This window comes from Arthrobacter sp. NyZ413 (assembly GCF_049390645.1).
Classification (GTDB): Bacteria; Actinomycetota; Actinomycetes; order Actinomycetales; family Micrococcaceae; genus Arthrobacter.
Map to the genome: position 1 here is coordinate 2,128,161 of NZ_CP155434.1, position 16,851 is coordinate 2,145,011.

Consider the following 16,851-nt stretch of genomic DNA (forward strand, 5'->3'; position numbering starts at 1 on the left):
TGCCAACGAGCATGGCCTGGTGCATCATTGATGCATTGGGAATGCGCTTTCCCACCTGACAAACCAACCATTGCTCACTCACCGTGGAGGACTCATGGGCTTCGAAACAAGGACGATTCGTATTGCGATGAACGGCATTACCGGGCGGATGGGTTACCGGCAGCATTTGCTGCGGTCGATCCTGCCGATCCGGGATGCCGGCGGATTCGTGCTGGAGGACGGGACCCGCGTTCAGGTGGAGCCGATTCTGGTTGGCCGGAACGAGGCGAAGATCCGCGAACTGGCGGAACTGCACAAGGTTTCCGAATGGACCACGGACCTGGATGCTGTGATCAACGATCCCACTGTTGATGTCGTGTTTGACGCCTCGATGACGAGTCTGCGTGCCGCGACGTTGAAGAAAGCCATGCGCGCCGGGAAGCACGTGTTCACCGAAAAGCCCACGGCAGAGACGCTTGAGGAAGCTATCGAGCTGGCCCAGATCGGCAAGGAAGCCGGGGTGACCGCGGGCGTGGTGCATGACAAGTTGTACCTGCCGGGCCTGGTGAAGCTCCGCCGGCTCGTGGACGAGGGGTTCTTCGGCCGGATCCTGTCGATCCGCGGCGAGTTCGGGTACTGGGTGTTCGAGGGCGATGTCCAGGCGGCGCAGCGTCCGTCGTGGAACTACCGCAAGGAAGACGGCGGCGGCATGACCACGGACATGTTCTGCCACTGGAACTACGTCCTGGAAGGCATCATCGGGAAGGTCAAGAGCGTCAACGCGAAGACCGCCACGCACATCCCGGTCCGCTGGGATGAGCAAGGCAACGGTTATAAGGCAACCGCGGATGATGCATCCTACGGAATTTTCGAACTCGAGACCCCGGGCGGGGATGAGGTCGTTGGCCAGATCAACTCCTCCTGGGCGGTGCGGGTATACCGTGACGAGCTTGTGGAGTTCCAGGTGGACGGCACGCATGGTTCGGCCGTGGCGGGATTGAACAAGTGTGTTGCGCAGCAGCGTGCGCATACCCCGAAGCCTGTCTGGAACCCGGACTTGCCGGTCACCGAATCCTTCCGCGACCAGTGGCAGGAAGTCCCGGCGAACGCGGATCTGGACAACGGTTTCAAGCTGCAGTGGGAGGAATTCCTGCGCGATGTTGTTGCCGGGCGCGAGCACCGTTTCGGACTCCTTTCGGCCGCCCGCGGCGTGCAGCTGGCCGAACTCGGCCTGCAATCCAACAACGAACGCCGCACCATCGACATCCCGGAGATCGTGCTCTGATGACCTCGCTGATACTTCCGAACCACGACGGCGGCACGCGCGTCTACACTCTCTCAGCGTCCCGCTCGTGGGCTAGGCCGACGGCGCCGTTGACGTCCCGGCGCGCCTACGCGGCCGCCCACGTCATTCCGGAGACGACGGCGGACAACACCCCCGGCGCCCCGGCGCGTTTGGACTGGGACGCCACGCTGGGCTACCGGCATGAGCTGTGGTCCTACGGGCTTGGCGTCGCCGATGCCATGGACACCGCCCAGCGGGGCATGGGCCTGGACTGGGCCGCGACCCAGCAGTTGATCAAACGGACCGGGGCCGAGGCCGCGTCCGTCGTGGCCGCCGGGAACCCTGCCACTGCGGGCAAGACCGTCCAGGACCTCGTGTCCTGCGGGGCCGGCACGGACCAACTGGACCTTGCCACCCTTCCGGCAGGTCCCGCCGGGCTGAAGACAGTCCTGGAAGCGTACCGGGAGCAAATGGCCGTGGTCGCCGAAGCCGGGCCGAAGGTCATTCTCATGGCTTCCCGCGCCCTCGCGCAGGTCGCGAGGGGTCCCGAGGACTACATGCACGTCTACTCCACGCTCCTTGCCGAAGCGGAACAGCCGGTCATCCTGCACTGGCTCGGCACCATGTTCGACCCCGCCCTGGCAGGGTATTGGGGCTCCGACGACATCGCCGAAGCCACCGCGACCTTCCTTTCCCTTATCCGCGCACACGCCGGCAAGGTGGACGGCGTGAAAGTCTCGCTGCTGGACGCGTCCCACGAAACCGCCCTGAGGGCTGCCCTTCCGGACGGCGTGCGCCTCTACACTGGTGATGATTTCAACTACCCCGAACTCATCGACGGAGACGGAACACGTCACTCCGACGCGCTGCTAGGCATTTTTGCCGCGATCTATCCCGCGGCTTCGGTGGCGTTGCAGAAGTACGACGCCGGCGATCCCGCCCGGGCGCGCGCGATCCTCGATTCCACCCGGGAGCTCGGAAAGCACATCTTCAGCGCCCCGACGTTCTACTACAAAACGGGCATCGCGTTCCTGTCCTGGCTCAACGGCCAGCAACCCGGTTTCCAGATGGTCGGCGGACTGCACTCCGGCCGCTCCGTAGTTCACCTTGCCCGCACCTTCGAACTCGCCGACCAGGCCGGCCTCCTCCGGGACCCCGCCCTTGCCGCGTTCCGCATGTCCGACTACCTGCGCATCAATGGAGTGAACTCATGAACACCTCGCCGGACTTCTCGCGGCTCTCGCTGAACAGCGCCACCACGAAGAAATGGACGCTGGCCGAAGCAGTGGAAGGTTGTGTCCGCGCAGGTATCCCGGCCATCGGGCCGTGGCGGGACATCGTCTCCGGCGCCGGCCTGGACAAGGCCGCAAGACTGATCAAAGAGGCGGGGCTGCGCGTTTCCTCCCTGTGCCGCGGAGGCTTCCTTACCGCGGCGGACCGGGAAGGGCAGGCGGCCGCCTTGGCCGACAACCGTGCGGCCATCCTTGAAGCAGTCGCCCTCGAGACCCAGGAGTTGTTCCTGGTTGTCGGCGGGCTGGCGCCGGGGGAGAAGGACGTCGTCGCGGCGCGTCAGCGCGTTTCGGAGCGGCTGGAGGACCTGGTTCCTTTCGCCGTCGAGCACGGTGTCCGCCTGGTCCTCGAACCGCTGCACCCGATGTACGCTGCGGACCGGGCGCTCATTTCCACCCTCGGGCAGGCGCTCGACCTCGCCGCACCGTACGCCCCGTCCGCGGTGGGTGTCGCCGTCGACACCTTCCACGTCTGGTGGGATCCGGAACTCAAGGAGCAGATCCAGCGGGCCGGCCGTGAACGCAGGATCGCCTCCTACCAAGTCTGTGATTTCAACGTTCCCATCGCCGCCGACGCCCTCTTATCCCGCGGAATGATGGGCGACGGCGTCATCGACTTCGCGACGATCGGCACCTGGGTCAGGGACGCCGGCTACACCGGAGACATCGAAGTGGAAATCTTCAACCAGGACATTTGGAACGCCGACGGCGATGCCGTGCTGGAAACCATGAAGCAACGCTACGCGGACCTCGTCCTTCCCTACGCCTGAAAACCCCTTCCCAAGCGGTGCCTGCCCTCCACGGGCAGGCACCGCTTTTTTCGTGAGCGGAGCGGGTATACGCGTCACGCCGCGCACCTTTTTGGCCTTCCACTGGCAGCTTGCCCCTGGATTTCCGGACTTTCTTGTCCACCCGAGGGGCCAAAAACCTGAACCGCGTGACGCCCGACGCCCACGCATGGCACTCACCGAGCCAGCTAACGAGGGGCGACTAAGTTGCCTCACCCGGCGGCCTTGAGGTTCCGGAGCGTTCCGGCGACACCGCTTCATGGCGACGGCGGTACTCGGGTAAGTGCGACGGCTGGATGGAGGAACGGGAGCATACGCGCACGGATGCGGATGGGAATGGTCGTGGCACGGCGGAAGGTCCGGGTCCGATGCGTGATCGGACCCGGACCTGACGGGGATATGGATGTCGTGAAGCCTCGCGTCCTAGCGGACGCCGGCCCTGAGCCGTTCGTACTCTTCGCGGGGGACGGGCGTTGCGTCCGGCTTGCCCAGGTCATTGAGCGGGATGCGGTGGGTCTCACGGGCAGACCATGCCGCGATGGCCCCGACGATGGTGATTCCGAAGCAGATGGATCCGATGACGAAAGGAACATTCGCGGATCCGGGAGGAGCCACTGCCGCGAAGATGCTCGGCAGGAAGGCCGTGATCAGCAAGCCGATGTTTTGCGAGATCGCGAAGCCGGTGACGCGGGTACGGGAGGGGAAAAGTTCCTGGAAGAAGCTCGCGAACGTGGCGTTCCAGACCTGGTACAGCATGCCCCACATCAGGATGGCGAGGATGATGGTGAGCACCACGTTGTTTTGGCTGACTTCATAGAGGTAGGCGTAGGCCAGGACGCCTGAGCCCAGGGAGCCGACGATCATCAATGGCCGGCGGCCGAAGCGGTCCGAGAGGTTGCCGAACCACGGGATGAGGGCAAGCGCGATGACGTTGGCGATGACCGGGATCCACAGGTAGACCGTGGTGCTCATGCCGACGTGGTAGCCGGGCTGGGTGGCGTATGCGGCCCCGAAGACGGATACGGTGACGCCCACAACGTTGACGAGTGTCATGCAGACGGCCCGTACAACATCGAGCCAGCTCTCGCGGAGAACCTGGAGGATAGGAGTCCGGGCGATCTCGCGGTGGGCCTTCTCTTGTTCGAACACCGGCGTTTCTTCGACACGGCGCCGGATCAGGTAGCCGGCGAAGACCACAACTGCGCTCAGGATGAACGGTACGCGCCAGCCCCAGGCCTTGAATGCTTCGCTCGAAAGCGTGGCTGAAAGCGGGATGAAGACGGCGGCGGCAATGATTTGTCCGGCTTGTGTTCCTTGGAGGGCGAAACTGGCGTAGAAACCGCGGCGGCCGAACGGGGCATGTTCCACGATCATGGCGCTCGCTCCGCTCAACTCGCCCGCCACGGCAAATCCTTGGATGAGGCGAAGCACCAGCAGCAAGATCGGCGCCCACAGCCCCACCTGATTGAAAGTGGGCAGAAGGGCCACTGCGAAGGTCGAGGCGCCCATCATCAACATGGCGAGGACCAGGACGTTCTTTCGCCCGTGCTTGTCGCCCCATTGCCCCAGGACGAAAGCTCCGATCGGGCGGGCGACGTAGCCGACCGCGTAGGTGCCGAGGGAAGCGATCAGTGCGACCGTCGGATTGCCTGCCGGGAAGAAGATTCCGGGGAAGGCGAGGGCTGCGGCCTGGGCGTAGACGAACCAGTCGTAGTACTCGAGGGCGCTGCCGATCCAGCCGCTGGCAGCGGCTTTCTTGGTCGAGCTGGACTGCCGCGGTCCGGTTGAACTCGGCTGGTTTCGAGTTGCGCTTTTCATGTGGTCCTCCTTTGGACAAAAGCTGTGTGGGGCGGCCCCGTCGTTGGGGCGCCGCTGGCGGAAGGCGAAGCGTCTGGCGCCGTAAGGGTCTGTGGGGGAAGGCTGCTCGCTAAGCCCCTGGACTTGAATCCCGAAGACTCGTGGAATGCGCTTTCCAGCTCGTCGCTATTCAACGGTAGGGTGTCGCTGGTCACATGTCAACAGCTGGTTGGAAAGCGCGGAATCCGGGGAATTCCAGGGCGTCCGGGAGCCGGGCAGCACGGAATGCCGCACGCCTCAAGGCGCGCGAAACAGGGGTTCCAAGGTGGTCGCTGTCAGTTGCGGCCCGGCGGCGTTCCGACTTGACCACCCGTCCCGCCCTGCGCGGAAACCAGGCCGGCCGCGTCGTCGGGGGAAACCTTGCCGTCCACTATCCAGGCGCTGAAGGAGCGGGCAACGGACTCGCCGGCCGCAAGCTCGATCGCAGAGTCCCACGCCAAGGCCGAACCGACCCCTGGATAATCCGAGAGGCGGACGAACCACGGATCCGCCGCCTCTGGCGGGGCCTGAAACACCAGGCTGGCAGGCCCGTCCCGGAACTCTGCCGTCCAGGCCAACCATGGCGCTGCCGAGCCGTGGACGTCGGCTTCTCCATGGCGTTCGGACGTGAAAACGTCCGGACCTGCACAGGGCGGAAAGCGCCAGAATAATCCGCCGTAGCCGCTGCCGTCGGCGCCATTTGGCCCTGGTCCGCTAAGCGAGGCATCGACGACGGCGGTCAGCTCGGTCGTGAGGTCCAGCCGCCAAGTGCGGCCGTCCACTATGCGGGCATCTATTCGACGGCGTTCCCTGAGGAGTGCGCGTCCGTCGGCGCCCCGCCACGACAGATGCTGGTGGAGGATGCCGTCGCCGGACTCACTGGATATCTCCACGATCCGGCCATGGTCAGCGCGTTCTTCGTAGCGGCCGGGTGCACGCCGGTAGGTCTTGCCGCCCCAGAAGTTGACGCCGTTGACGTCCTGCAGGGCAATGCCTGCGCCGAGATGCCACGGGTGGTCTGCGGGCAAGTGGTCGGTGACTGCCACACCCGCGAGCGAACGCACAGGATGCAGGTAGGGGCGGGGGGACAATCGCTCCGCGACGACGGTTCCGTTGCGGAGCGTAACCAGCGCGTTCCTGTCGAGCGCGTCGCCTCCGGGTGTCCCGCCGTCGTGATTGCGGACGGGCAGCACGGTAGTGCCCGGGACGGGACGCGCCCACGGCACGGCGAGCTCGCTGAAGGTGGCGTGGGCCGCCGTCGCGCGCTCCAGCGCGTCCTCAATCCCCGTGACCACGGCGCGGGCAGCATCGCCTTCACCCACCCACGTGAGGTACTCCCCGGGAATTTCTGCAGGCGGTTCGGCGGTCCGGATGGCTTCGACGACGCGCATGAAGGCGCCGCTGTCCTCGAGGCCGCTCAGCAGCGCAGCCCCTTTGTCCTGCGTGGCTTCCCGGTTCCGCAAATACTCCAGCAGGTTCTCGGTGAGGTCGTCCCGGCCGAACGACTCGTGGCGCACGCCGCCGGCTGAGCTGACCGTGAGGCGGTCCTCGGTGTAGTGGAACACCGCCGTGCCTTCTGTTCCCTGCAGGGTGATGAATGGTTCCACGGACTCTCTGGCGCACAACGTGAGCGCGCAGGTTATGGGAAGGCCGGCGGACGTGCGGATCCGGATGACCGACGTGTCGTCCGACTCGATCCGGTTGGCCCTGTAGAGATCGGTTTCCACCGAGGCGACGTCGTCCACGGTCCGCGCTCCGGCGATGTGCAGTGCCGTGGCGATGGCATGAGCCAGGGGGTTCGTGGCTACTCCGTCCACGACGTCGACGCCGTCAAGGCTCCGCTTGCCTGCCCAGCGGGAGCGCTTGTAGTAGGCGCGGTCCCGCACCCAGCGCCCGGTGGCCGAAATGCCGATGACCGCGCCGATCTCTCCGGAGCTGCGAAGTTCGTCGATCGCCTTGAAGGCGTGCGAGCCCAGGCTCTGAAAGCCCACCTGGATGCTCCTGCCGGCAGCGCTGGCAGCTTCCCGGAGGCGGTCGAAGTCGGAGAGGGACGCGACCGGCGGCTTTTCCAGGTAGAGATCGGCGTGGGGGAGCGCGGCGAGTGCCAGCGGAGCGTGGGTCTGGATCGGCGTCGCGATGATGACGAGGTCGAGGCTTTCGGATTGTGCCAACAAATCGTCCGCTGTGCTGAAGACGGCGGTCCCTTCCGGCAGGGTTCCGGCGGCTGGAGGATTCGGGTCGGCCACGGCAACGAGCCTTAGGATTCCGGCGGACTGGAGCCTGGCGAGGTTGTCGAGGTGGTGTTGCCCGAATCCGTGTACCCCGATCAGGGCCACCCGGAAGGGGCCGCTGCGGGATCCTGGGCGATGGTGAAGGCTGGTTGAGGCGGTTGTATCCATGGCTCTCCTGTTGGGGTGGCGGTTCGTGGATAACGGCTGGTAATCGGGTGGGCAAGCGCATTCCAATGAAGTGGATCACATCATCCTAGCGCTTTGACGGCAGCAATGGAACGATTCAAAGAAGCTGTTTGGTTTATGCCCGTAGGGCGGTGCCCGACGGCGGCGATTGCCTTAGGCGGGAAGGGTCTCCGTGCTGCGGCGAAGGGTGACGACGCCGGTTACCGGCGCTGCGTCGCTGGTTTCGGACCAGCCGAGGCTGCCGAGGGTTGCGAGGCGTCCGATGTCTTCGAGCGGGAGGCTTACCGTGGTGAGGGCCGGGCGGAAATCGCGGAGTGTTTCGATGTCGTCGAACCCGGCGATGGCCGCGTCCTGCGGGATGCTCAAGCCCTGTTCGCGAAGCGCGGCAACAGCTCCGATGGCCATCACGTCATTCACCGCGAACAAGCAGGCCGCGGGTTGATTCGACGCCGGGCCTTGGCTTGCCTTGATCCGGCCTGCGATCTCGAGTCCGGCCTGGTACCCGCCCGCGCGGTCAAAGCCAGTGTGGATGACCTCGGCCTTGGGCAGTCCCGCGGCGCGCAAGCCGCGTTGGAAGCCCCGGATGCGGTCATCGGAGGTCAGGAGACCCTCGGGACCTGCGATGATGACGAATTTCGCCGTGTGCTGCGCGGCCAGGGTGCGGGCGAGCTCCGCTGCGAGCTCTTCATTGGGAACAGGAACCACGTGGTAGCCGTCGGCGGAAGCGCCCACCACAGGATGGCCGACGATGCCTACTTTTCCGCCGTTGCCGCAGTAGCGGTCGAGTTCCGCCGCGAGCTCTTGGTTGTCCTTGGCGTCTTGCGGCCGGGTGGAACGCGATCCCACGATGACTATGGAATCGGCACGCCGGGCGGCGAACGCCCCGACTGCGGCTTGCTCGTCGGCGGGAGTGCCGCTTGTGGTGGCGAGCAGGACCATTTTTTGGTGTTCCCGGGCCGCGTTTTGGACGCCGCGGGCTATGGTCGAAAAATAGGGGTCCGCGATGTCGTGGACAACCAGGCCAATAAGTCCCGAACTTGACCTCGCCAGCCCCTGGGCCTGCGCATTGGGGATGTAGCCGAGGGACCGTGCGGCTTCCTTGACCCGCTCGGCGATCTCAGGCCCTGGGGTCCTCGCCGAACCATTGAGGACCCGCGACGCCGTCGCCGGCGATACCCCCGCCCGGCGTGCCACTTCGGCAAGCGTGCTTGCAGCCAATCCAAACTCCTTTGTCCGTTTGCCAGTCCCGGCCTATAAGCGGGAAGGCTCGCTCAGGCAACAGCATATCCGCCGGGGAAAACGCTTGCCAGAAATCCTGCGTTGGGCCTTCGCGCCGGGCCTTGCCCAGGCCGGGGACTCGGCGAAGAATCGTGGCCATGAGCGGATTCGTGGATTCGAGGAGCGAGAGGCGGCGCGCGGCCATTGGCACGGCCGTATTTGCAACGGCGCCGATGGCGGTGACCGTGCTTGGTCCGTGGCTTCTGACCCGGTGGAAGGTGCGTCGGCCCGTTCCCGGGGGAGTGCCTGCCCAAGTGGCCGGTGCCGTGATGTTGGTAGGAGGCGCTAGCGTGATCGCCAATTCGTTTGTCCATTTCGCCGTGGAAGGCGTTGGCACGCCCGCGCCGTTTGCCCCGCCGAAGCATTTGGTGGTGGGCGGGTTGTACCGCTTCGTCCGCAATCCGATCTATGTTGCGATTGTTGCAGCGGTCGCGGGTCAGGGCTTGCTGCTGGGCCAAGCGAAGTTGCTGGGGGTGGCAGCGCTTGGCGTGGTTCCGGTGGCCGTCTTCGTGAGGTTCTACGAGGAGCCGGCTTTGACCCGGAAGTTCGGTGCGGAATACACCATGTACAAGGAAAACGTGCCCGGTTGGTTGCCGCGCCTCACGCCTTGGCGGCAAACCGTTCCGAAAGATGACGCGGCCTAGCTAGCGCGCCGGATAGGGAATGCGGTCAAGATCGTTGGCCGCGAGCACCACCGCATCGCGTGCGCGGCCGCGGGCCTGCTCGGCGAGTGGGCCGACATCGGGGTAGCGCGAGGAAAAATGGGTAAGGACCAGGATCCGGGCGTTCGCCGAGCCAGCCAGTTCCCCGGCTTGCCCGGCCGTGAGGTGCCGGAATCGCGAGGCGAGATCGGCGTCGACGTCGCTGAAGGTGCATTCTGCCACAAGCAGGTCCGCCCCGTCGGCGAGTTCCTCGGCGCCCGCGCACGGGGCGGTGTCCATGACGAACGCGAAGCTTGGACTTGGATGCGGCCCTTTCGCATCCGGCCCGGCATTCCCATCCGGTACCGCGTTCCCATCAGGTTCCGTGCAGCGATACCCATAGGTTTCGATCCGATGTTCCAGCGCCCTGATATACAGCCCCGGAGCGATAGGTTCGGCCGCCCGGTGGCCGGGACCGTTGTGTTCGAGTCCTCCATAGGCAAAGCCGCCATGCGGATGAAGGCGGAGATCCACACCCGGAGAGGCAATGGACACGAGGGCGCGCACGGTCTCTTCCCCCGAAGCGGGGTAGTGGAGGTGGACGGGATGGTCCACCTTGTCGAGCGCCATGCGGGACAAGACCCCGGGCAATCCGTAGCAGTGGTCGCCGTGGACATGCGTGAGGCAGATACGGGTGATCCGTGAGGTGTCGACCCCCGCCAACAGCATCTGGCGCTGCGTTCCTTCTCCGGGGTCGAAGAGGAGGTCTTCGTCGTGGCGGCGCAGCAAGTATCCGTTGTGGTTGCGGGTCCGCGTGGGGACCTGGGAAGCGGTGCCGAGGATGAGCAACTCGCGCATGCAGTCCAGTCTGCCACTCGATCGCGACGACGGGAGGCCCCATTGTGGGGGTCCGCAGCCGGGCATAGGGTGGAATCATGGGCGGGTACTTCTTCCCGTCGAGGCAGGCTTAGGGCAGGCGTTGCATGGACGTTGATCCGATCGTGGACACTTTGCGCCGGCCACTGCGGGATTTGAGGATTTCCGTCACCGACCGCTGCAATTTCCGCTGCGTGTACTGCATGCCCAAAGAAATCTTCGGCCGGGATTTCGCCTTCATGCCCAAGGACCAGCTCCTGACCTTCGAGGAAATTGCCCGGCTCACCTCCATCGCCGTCGCGCACGGAGTGCGGAAGATCCGCCTCACGGGCGGAGAACCGTTGCTGCGAAAGGACATTGAGGATCTTGTCCGGATGCTGGCAGTGTTGCGCACACCCGCGGGCGAAGCACCGGATATCGCCATGACCACCAACGGTTCGGTCCTCGCGCAGAAGGCGCAACTCCTCAAGGATGCAGGCCTGAATCGCGTAACGGTCTCCTTGGATTCCCTGCGCGAGAAGACCTTCCAGTCGATGAATGACGTCGGCTATCCCGTGTCGAAGATCCTCCACGCAATGGACGTTGCCCGGGACGCCGGCCTCGGACCGGTCAAGATCAACATGGTGGTCAAGCGGGGGAGGAACGACCACGACATCCTCGACATGGCCAGCCACTTCCGGGGAACCGGATTCATCCTGCGGTTTATCGAATATATGGACGTTGGCACCTCCAACGGCTGGAAATTGGACGAGGTAGTGCCTTCCGCGGAGGTCCTGTCACGCATCAACACGGTCTTCCCGCTGGAACAAGTCCCGCCCAACTATCCCGGCGAAACGTCCGACCGCTGGCGCTACAAGGACGGCAGCGGTGAAATCGGGGTCATCTCAAGCGTCACGCAAGCCTTCTGCCGCGGTTGCACCCGCGCCCGCCTCTCGGCGGACGGCAAGGTGTTCACCTGCCTCTTTGCAACGGCTGGCACCGACTTGCGGGCCCTGTTGCGCGGCGGCGCGTCCGACGTCGAACTCTCCGCAGCGCTGTCAGCGCTCTGGGGTGGGCGTGCGGACCGCTATTCCGAACTCCGCGGGGCGCGTACGCCCGGCCTGACTGACCCAACACGCCGCCGGATCGAGATGTCCTATATCGGCGGGTAAGCGTTCCTTACGCTTCAGCCATCGCCGTGCACGGCGCCTCCACCAATGCCCCTGTGTGCCACGGGCGGCCGGTACGTTCCCGTGGCGGAAGAGGATGGTGGCGCGATTGCGGAACGGGTAGCGGCGGCAGCACCGCGGCGCTCGACGGTTGCCGGGTTGATGCCGCCGCCGGGGTCCCGTGGACGGGGACTTCCGGGCACAAATCGGTGATCAGGCCCATCCCGGCATATTCCCGCACATCACTGATGCCTACCACAGCGGCGGGCTTGTCGGGGAAAGACCTTGAGACGGCCACCACGGTCCCGTCCGGAGCCTTAAGCCTGAACCTGAAGCTCGTGTCCTCGTCGATAAAGAGTTCAAACATACCGGCCACGTAAATCCTCCTGAACTGCGGGCGCCTGGCGACGCCCGGTAGGTCTCGCCGGGTCCAGGGCGCATCGTTGCGCCCCAGTCGTCTTAGTCCGGCAGTTGGATCATTTGACTCACGGTGGGTGATGCCCGCCACAGTGTGATTAACCACCATACGGGTATGAGCGTGGGCTGGCTAGTGCACGGGGGAATGGCTCTGAGCATTCCTTCCGCCTAGGCGAGCCGGTTCCGGACGATCTCACTGACGGCCTTGCCATCGAAGCGGCCAGCGACCTTCGCCGTGACGGGCTTCATTACGGCGCCCATCTGCCGGCCCGAGAGCTCCTGGCCTTCGGCCTTGAGCGCCGCGACCACCTCATCGACGATGGCTTCGACTTCAGCCTGGGTCAACATCGCGGGGAGGTACGCCTCGATCACCTCGGCTTCGGCGATTTCCGCTTCGGCGCGCACCGTTTCTCCAGCCTCCGCGTAGATCCGGGCGGTGTCATGGCGCTTGGCGGCCTCCTTCTGCAGCAGGGCAGTCACCTGCGTGTCGTCCAGCTCGATGGGTGCCCTGCCGGACTTCTCACGCGTCTCAATCTCGCCCAGGACATTGCGCACCGTGGTGAGCGCGGTCTTGTTGCCGTCCCTCATATGGACAACGACGTCGGCGTGGAGGCGTTGTTTCAAGGTACCCATGGTTGTTTCCTCTCCTTTTACGACTGTGCACGGCCGCGGCGGGCGACGGCGTCGATCGTCACCGCAGCGACGAGAACCAGCGCCGTGACAACGTACTTTGCCGGCGCACTGTAGCCCTGCAGTCCCATCCCGTTGTCGATCGCCGCGATCACCAACCCGCCAAGGACCCCGTGCAATACCTTGCCCCGGCCACCGAAAAGGCTCGTGCCGCCGATTACGGCGGCCGCCACGGCGTAGAGGACCAGCGTGCCGCCGTCGTACGAAGTAGAGACCGAGCGGAGCCGGGACGCATAGACGACGCCGCCTATGCCTGCCGTGAAGGAGGCGAGCATGAACGCGAGCGTACGGATGCGCGCGAGGCTGACGCCGGCCCGCCGCGCGGCCTCGGCATTGCCGCCGATAGCGTAGACGTAGCGACCGAACCGCGTGCGGCCCAGCAGCAACGTCCAGGCGGCGAGGACTCCGAGGACAACGAGCAGCACCCACGGCACACCGCTGATCTCCACCAAGTTGCCGCGGTTGGTGTTGCACAACCAGACGACGGCGATCCCGGCGGCGAGCACGCCCGTGATCTTCAGGGCGCTGACACTTGCGGGCGGCGCCACCAGCCCGCTCCTGCGCCGCCGGGCGTCCCGCAGCCACGTCCAGGCGCTGAACGCGCCGGCGACCAGCAGCATCACGATCCAACTGGTAACCGGACTCAGGTTTCCACTGGCGATGTTGTTGATCACGGTGTCATTGATGGGCACCACGCCGCCGCTGCCGAGGATCACCAGCATCACGCCCAGCCAACCTAGCTGGCCGCCCAAGGTGACAACGAACGAGGGCAAGCCGAGGCGCGTGATGATGGTGCCGTGGAGGAGCCCGATCGCGGCACAGGCAACCAGGCCGATGCCGATCGCGGCCCACCACGGCCAACCGGTGGACTCCTGCACGAGCTCGGCCATGATGACCCCGCCCACGCCGCCGACGTATCCGATGGAAAGATCGATCTCTCCGAGCAACAGCACGAACACCTGGCCCATCGCGAGCAGCATGAAGACCGAACCTTGAATGAGCAGGTTCACCAGGTTGCCGGCAGTCAGGAAATTCGGATTGAGCGTTTGGAACAACACCGAGATCACGAGCAGCCCGCCAAGCACCGGCAACACTCCACTTTCGCCGGCTCGGATCCGCGCCAGCGCTGCCCGAAAGTAATCGGGGAGTGAGGTGGCGGTGATGTCCGGATTCAGGGCCAGTTCGGCGTTCCGCGCGGCAGCCGCCGTCGTCGGCTCATCTTTCGGGGCAGGCGCTTCAGACGGGAGGGGCTGGGTCGCCGCCGCGCGTTCCGGCAGCGTCGACGGCGGGGTCTGCGGCCGTGTCCGTTCGGAGACGCCGGTGGTCATCAGGTCCACGACGGTCAGGCGGTCAAGTTGCTCTACCGGTTTAACCTCAACGAGCCGTCCAAGCCTGAGCACCGCGATGCGGTCGGCCACATGGAACACGTCATTCATGTTGTGCGAGATGACGATGACGGCGACCCCGCGCTCCGCGAGTTGCCGGATCAGGTGCAGGACCACCTCGGTCTGGGCCACACCGAGGGCTGCGGTCGGTTCGTCCATGATGACGAGCTTCGAGTTCCACAGGACGGATTTCGCGATCGACACGGACTGGCGCTGCCCACCGGACAACGACGCCACCGGCTGGCGGATCGACCTGACCGTGGTCACGGCCAGGCCCTTCAGCGTTTCGCGCGCGGTGATCTCCATGCTTTCCTCATCAAGGAGAAGATGGCGTAGGCGCTCGCGGCCCAGGAACAGGTTTTGCACGATGTCGAGGTTGTCGCACAACGCCAGATCCTGGTAAACGGTCTCGATTCCAAGCGCTGCGGCCTCATGCGGCGAGTTCAAGCGAACTGGCCTGCCCTCCCAAAACAGCTGGCCGTCGTCGGGGGCATGGATGCCGGCAATGCACTTGATCAGGACGGATTTGCCCGCGCCGTTGTCGCCGGCGAGTGCGGTCACCTTCCCGGTCGGCACTTCAAGGGTCACATCGACCAAGGCCTGGACCGGCCCGAAATTCTTGTCGATATCGGCCAAGCGGAGCAGGGGACCGGCCTCGGTGCTGGCCGGACTCCCTGCCCTCGATGGCGTCTCAGGAATCACGCTGTTTCCTTTTGGCGAACTACTGGATACCCGCAGCGGTGCACGCGTCCTTGAGCTGCGTAATGCAGAGGGCGGGGACGCTCACGGCGCCATCCTTGACCACCGTGTCAGCCATGTTCTTCGTGGTCACCCACAGCGGGGTCAACAGAACCGATGCGACGTCGCTCTTGGCTGTATCGTCCGTAGTCTTGCCGTTCAGCAGGGTTGAAGGAATGCTCATGCTCGCCCGGAGGTAGAGCGCTGCCGCGGCGGCGGCCTGGGCCTCGAAGTAGATCGGCTTGTAGACCGTTCCGCATTGGTAGCCCTTCAGGATGTTCTGCAGTCCGGACAACGACGCGTCCTGACCGGTGGTCGGGAAGGTCTTGGCTGGAACCTGCTTGCTCTGGAGGTAGGCGATCACTGCGTTGGCGTTGTCATCGTTGGGCGTGACCACGGCATTGATGTCCGGGTGGGCAGTGTACTGCTGGGCGAAGGTCGTCTGCGCCACCGATGGCGTCCAGGTGCCGGCGGGTTCGCCTGCATTCACGTACTCGTTACTGTCGAAATGCGGTTTGAGCACTGCGTTGTAGCCCTGAGCGAACAACTTCGCGTTGTTGTCGGTCGGGTCGCCGTCCATGATCAGGACGTTCGGCTTGGAGACCTTCCAGTCACCGATGCAGGTGACTTCGCCCTGCCCGATCAACTGGCCCACTTTGACGTTGTCAAAGCTGACGTAGGTCCGGTCCTTCGCGCCTCCCTTGACGAGCCGGTCGTAGTCGATCACTTTAACGCCGCGGGCGGTGGCTGCAGCCTCGATGGCGGCGCCGGATCCGGAGTCGAGGGCGTCGACGAGCAGGACGGACGCTCCGGCCGTGATGTCTGCCTCGGCCTGGGTCTGCATGGTGCTTGCGCTGCCTTGTGCATTATCGATCTTGAACTTGCTCGCGTCCAGGCCGGCCGCTTCGAAGGCCTTCTTCAGGTACGGAGCGTCAAAAGTGACATATCGCGCGGAGGTGGTGGTATCGGGAAGCAGGACGCCGATCATGCCCTTGCCTTGCGATGCGAGGGAAGTGAGTTGCTTCATTGCCGAGAAGTCCGCCGTGAACGCGTCCGCTGAAATCTGCGGGACGGCTCCGCCGGAGCTTGTGGTGCTGGGGGCGGACGGGGTGCTTGGGCTTGAGCAGGCGGCGAGCGCCGTGACGGCGAGGGCTGCAATGAAGGTGGTTCCGGCGCCTCGGGCCGGGACCTTCATGTGCTTGAACATTTCTTTCCTTCTCATGACTTGCGGAATGCAGGCCAGACGGCGGGTCGCGATCTGAGCGCTGCCGCCCGGGGCGCAGGACGACGCTGGAGATCGAGGCGATTCACGCCGGGTGTGCCGGTAAGTCAGCAACGTGCTGGCTGGGAATCAAGGTCCAGGGACGCGAGATTACGGGATCCTTTCCAGACGAACGTGCCGGTACTCCCGGCACGTTCGTCAATATGTTCTATGACTACGTTCTAGACCCGAAGTTTGTGCTTATCAAGGCTTCGGACGCGGGAGTTGCCGCCTTAACCCTTAGACGCTTTCGCGGCTTTTGCGGCCGCTTTGGCCGCCTGCTTGGTTGCCCGGACTTTCGCGAGCGACTCCGGGTCCACGATGTCCGCAACTGAGGCAAAGGAGCCTTCGAGGCCGTAGGATCCGGCGGCTTCCCGCCAGCCTTCGGCTTGCAATCCGCACTGCTTGCCGAGCAAGGCCAGGAAGATCTTCGCCTTCTGCTCGCCGAACCCTGGCAGCTCCTTCAACCTGCGCAGGACTTCGCCGCCGTCCGGGTTGTCCCGGGTCCAGATGGCAGTGGCATCCCCACCCCAATCGTGATGGACCGTCTCGGCAAGGGCCTGGACCCGGCCGGCCATCGAACCCGGGAACCGGTGGACTGCCGGGGTTTCCTTGAAGATTTCGATGAATCCTGCGGGATCGTATTCGGCTATCGTGGCCGGATCGATGGATCCGATGCGGGTTTTGATTTTTTCGGGCCCGGCGAACGCCGATTCCATGGTCACCTGCTGGTCGAGCAGCATGCCCGTGAGAAGGGCAAACGCGTCATCGCCGAGCAGCTTGTCGGCTGCGGCATCGCCGGTGATGTGCAGTTCCATGGATC

General features: G+C 64.9%; 14 protein-coding genes. 5 read left to right on the top strand and 9 right to left on the bottom strand.

The annotated features are described in order from the left end of the window. Window positions 1–94: 94 nt before the first annotated feature. The 3 genes from ABCW42_RS09950 to ABCW42_RS09960 are packed head-to-tail and all read left to right on the top strand — an operon-like array spanning window position 95 to window position 3,323. Window positions 95–1,264 carry a Gfo/Idh/MocA family protein gene (locus ABCW42_RS09950; RefSeq protein ID WP_423184682.1) on the top strand — a complete coding sequence of 390 codons (1,170 nt, stop codon included), beginning with the start codon at window positions 95–97 and terminating at the stop codon, window positions 1,262–1,264. Further along, window positions 1,264–2,478: a dihydrodipicolinate synthase family protein gene (locus tag ABCW42_RS09955; protein WP_423184683.1), complete on the top strand. Its 1,215-nt coding sequence runs from the start codon at window positions 1,264–1,266 to the stop codon at window positions 2,476–2,478. Before ABCW42_RS09950 ends, ABCW42_RS09955 begins: the two co-directional genes overlap by 1 nt. Beyond that, window positions 2,475–3,323: a sugar phosphate isomerase/epimerase family protein gene (locus ABCW42_RS09960; RefSeq protein ID WP_423184684.1), complete on the top strand. Its 849-nt coding sequence runs from the start codon at window positions 2,475–2,477 to the stop codon at window positions 3,321–3,323. Before ABCW42_RS09955 ends, ABCW42_RS09960 begins: the two co-directional genes overlap by 4 nt. Before the next feature lie 441 nt (window positions 3,324–3,764). Here the strand turns inward: ABCW42_RS09960 and ABCW42_RS09965 are convergent, their stop codons facing one another. The 3 genes from ABCW42_RS09965 to ABCW42_RS09975 form a co-directional block, all read right to left on the bottom strand. Then, window positions 3,765–5,159, bottom strand: a complete 1,395-nt coding sequence (locus ABCW42_RS09965; RefSeq protein WP_423184685.1) for an MFS transporter — start codon at window positions 5,157–5,159, stop codon at window positions 3,765–3,767. Between the two features lie 314 nt (window positions 5,160–5,473). Then, entirely contained in the window at window positions 5,474–7,576 is a 2,103-nt protein-coding gene (locus tag ABCW42_RS09970) for a DUF6807 family protein (protein ID WP_423184686.1), read from the bottom strand. Between the two features lie 171 nt (window positions 7,577–7,747). Continuing rightward, window positions 7,748–8,812 (bottom strand): LacI family DNA-binding transcriptional regulator, encoded by a 1,065-nt coding sequence (locus tag ABCW42_RS09975; RefSeq protein WP_423184687.1) that lies wholly within the window; start codon window positions 8,810–8,812, stop codon window positions 7,748–7,750. A gap of 158 nt (window positions 8,813–8,970) precedes the next feature. Between ABCW42_RS09975 and ABCW42_RS09980 the strand changes: the two genes are divergently transcribed. Next, window positions 8,971–9,516: a methyltransferase family protein gene (locus ABCW42_RS09980; protein ID WP_423184688.1), complete on the top strand. Its 546-nt coding sequence runs from the start codon at window positions 8,971–8,973 to the stop codon at window positions 9,514–9,516. Here ABCW42_RS09980 and ABCW42_RS09985 read toward each other — a convergent pair whose 3' ends face one another. Then, entirely contained in the window at window positions 9,517–10,371 is an 855-nt protein-coding gene (locus ABCW42_RS09985) for a ribonuclease Z (RefSeq protein ID WP_423184689.1), read from the bottom strand. A gap of 125 nt (window positions 10,372–10,496) precedes the next feature. On the opposite strand from ABCW42_RS09985, the gene moaA reads away from it, so the two are divergent. After that, window positions 10,497–11,540: a GTP 3',8-cyclase MoaA gene (moaA, locus tag ABCW42_RS09990; protein WP_423184690.1), complete on the top strand. Its 1,044-nt coding sequence runs from the start codon at window positions 10,497–10,499 to the stop codon at window positions 11,538–11,540. A gap of 7 nt (window positions 11,541–11,547) precedes the next feature. On the opposite strand, the gene ABCW42_RS09995 is transcribed toward moaA, so the two are convergent. The 5 genes from ABCW42_RS09995 to ABCW42_RS10015 all read right to left on the bottom strand — a co-directional run bounded on the left by ABCW42_RS09995 (window position 11,548) and on the right by ABCW42_RS10015 (window position 16,846). Continuing rightward, window positions 11,548–11,904, bottom strand: coding sequence for a YegP family protein (locus tag ABCW42_RS09995; RefSeq protein WP_423184852.1), 357 nt, complete (start codon window positions 11,902–11,904; stop codon window positions 11,548–11,550). A gap of 218 nt (window positions 11,905–12,122) precedes the next feature. Then, window positions 12,123–12,587, bottom strand: coding sequence for a GatB/YqeY domain-containing protein (locus tag ABCW42_RS10000; protein ID WP_423184691.1), 465 nt, complete (start codon window positions 12,585–12,587; stop codon window positions 12,123–12,125). 17 nt (window positions 12,588–12,604) lie between these two features. Then, window positions 12,605–14,731 carry an ABC transporter permease subunit gene (locus tag ABCW42_RS10005; RefSeq protein ID WP_423184692.1) on the bottom strand — a complete coding sequence of 709 codons (2,127 nt, stop codon included), beginning with the start codon at window positions 14,729–14,731 and terminating at the stop codon, window positions 12,605–12,607. A 19-nt stretch (window positions 14,732–14,750) separates the two neighbouring features. Then, window positions 14,751–15,974: a sugar ABC transporter substrate-binding protein gene (locus ABCW42_RS10010; RefSeq protein ID WP_423184693.1), complete on the bottom strand. Its 1,224-nt coding sequence runs from the start codon at window positions 15,972–15,974 to the stop codon at window positions 14,751–14,753. 287 nt (window positions 15,975–16,261) lie between these two features. Next, window positions 16,262–16,846 (bottom strand): HhH-GPD-type base excision DNA repair protein, encoded by a 585-nt coding sequence (locus ABCW42_RS10015; RefSeq protein WP_423184694.1) that lies wholly within the window; start codon window positions 16,844–16,846, stop codon window positions 16,262–16,264. Between the last annotated feature and the right edge of the window lie 5 nt (window positions 16,847–16,851).

Excerpts from the sequence above, each read along its gene's own strand:
- ABCW42_RS09950 (WP_423184682.1), top strand. The coding sequence starts at position 95 with ATGGGCTTCGAAACAAGGACGATTCGTATTGCGATGAACGGCATTACC.
- ABCW42_RS09955 (WP_423184683.1), top strand. The coding sequence starts at position 1,264 with ATGACCTCGCTGATACTTCCGAACCACGACGGCGGCACGCGCGTCTAC.
- ABCW42_RS09960 (WP_423184684.1), top strand. The coding sequence starts at position 2,475 with ATGAACACCTCGCCGGACTTCTCGCGGCTCTCGCTGAACAGCGCCACC.
- ABCW42_RS09965 (WP_423184685.1), bottom strand. The coding sequence starts at position 5,159 with ATGAAAAGCGCAACTCGAAACCAGCCGAGTTCAACCGGACCGCGGCAG.
- ABCW42_RS09970 (WP_423184686.1), bottom strand. The coding sequence starts at position 7,576 with ATGGATACAACCGCCTCAACCAGCCTTCACCATCGCCCAGGATCCCGC.
- ABCW42_RS09980 (WP_423184688.1), top strand. The coding sequence starts at position 8,971 with ATGAGCGGATTCGTGGATTCGAGGAGCGAGAGGCGGCGCGCGGCCATT.
- ABCW42_RS09985 (WP_423184689.1), bottom strand. The coding sequence starts at position 10,371 with ATGCGCGAGTTGCTCATCCTCGGCACCGCTTCCCAGGTCCCCACGCGG.
- moaA (WP_423184690.1), top strand. The coding sequence starts at position 10,497 with ATGGACGTTGATCCGATCGTGGACACTTTGCGCCGGCCACTGCGGGAT.
- ABCW42_RS09995 (WP_423184852.1), bottom strand. The coding sequence starts at position 11,904 with ATGTTTGAACTCTTTATCGACGAGGACACGAGCTTCAGGTTCAGGCTT.
- ABCW42_RS10000 (WP_423184691.1), bottom strand. The coding sequence starts at position 12,587 with ATGGGTACCTTGAAACAACGCCTCCACGCCGACGTCGTTGTCCATATG.
- ABCW42_RS10010 (WP_423184693.1), bottom strand. The coding sequence starts at position 15,974 with ATGTTCAAGCACATGAAGGTCCCGGCCCGAGGCGCCGGAACCACCTTC.
- ABCW42_RS10015 (WP_423184694.1), bottom strand. The coding sequence starts at position 16,846 with ATGGAACTGCACATCACCGGCGATGCCGCAGCCGACAAGCTGCTCGGC.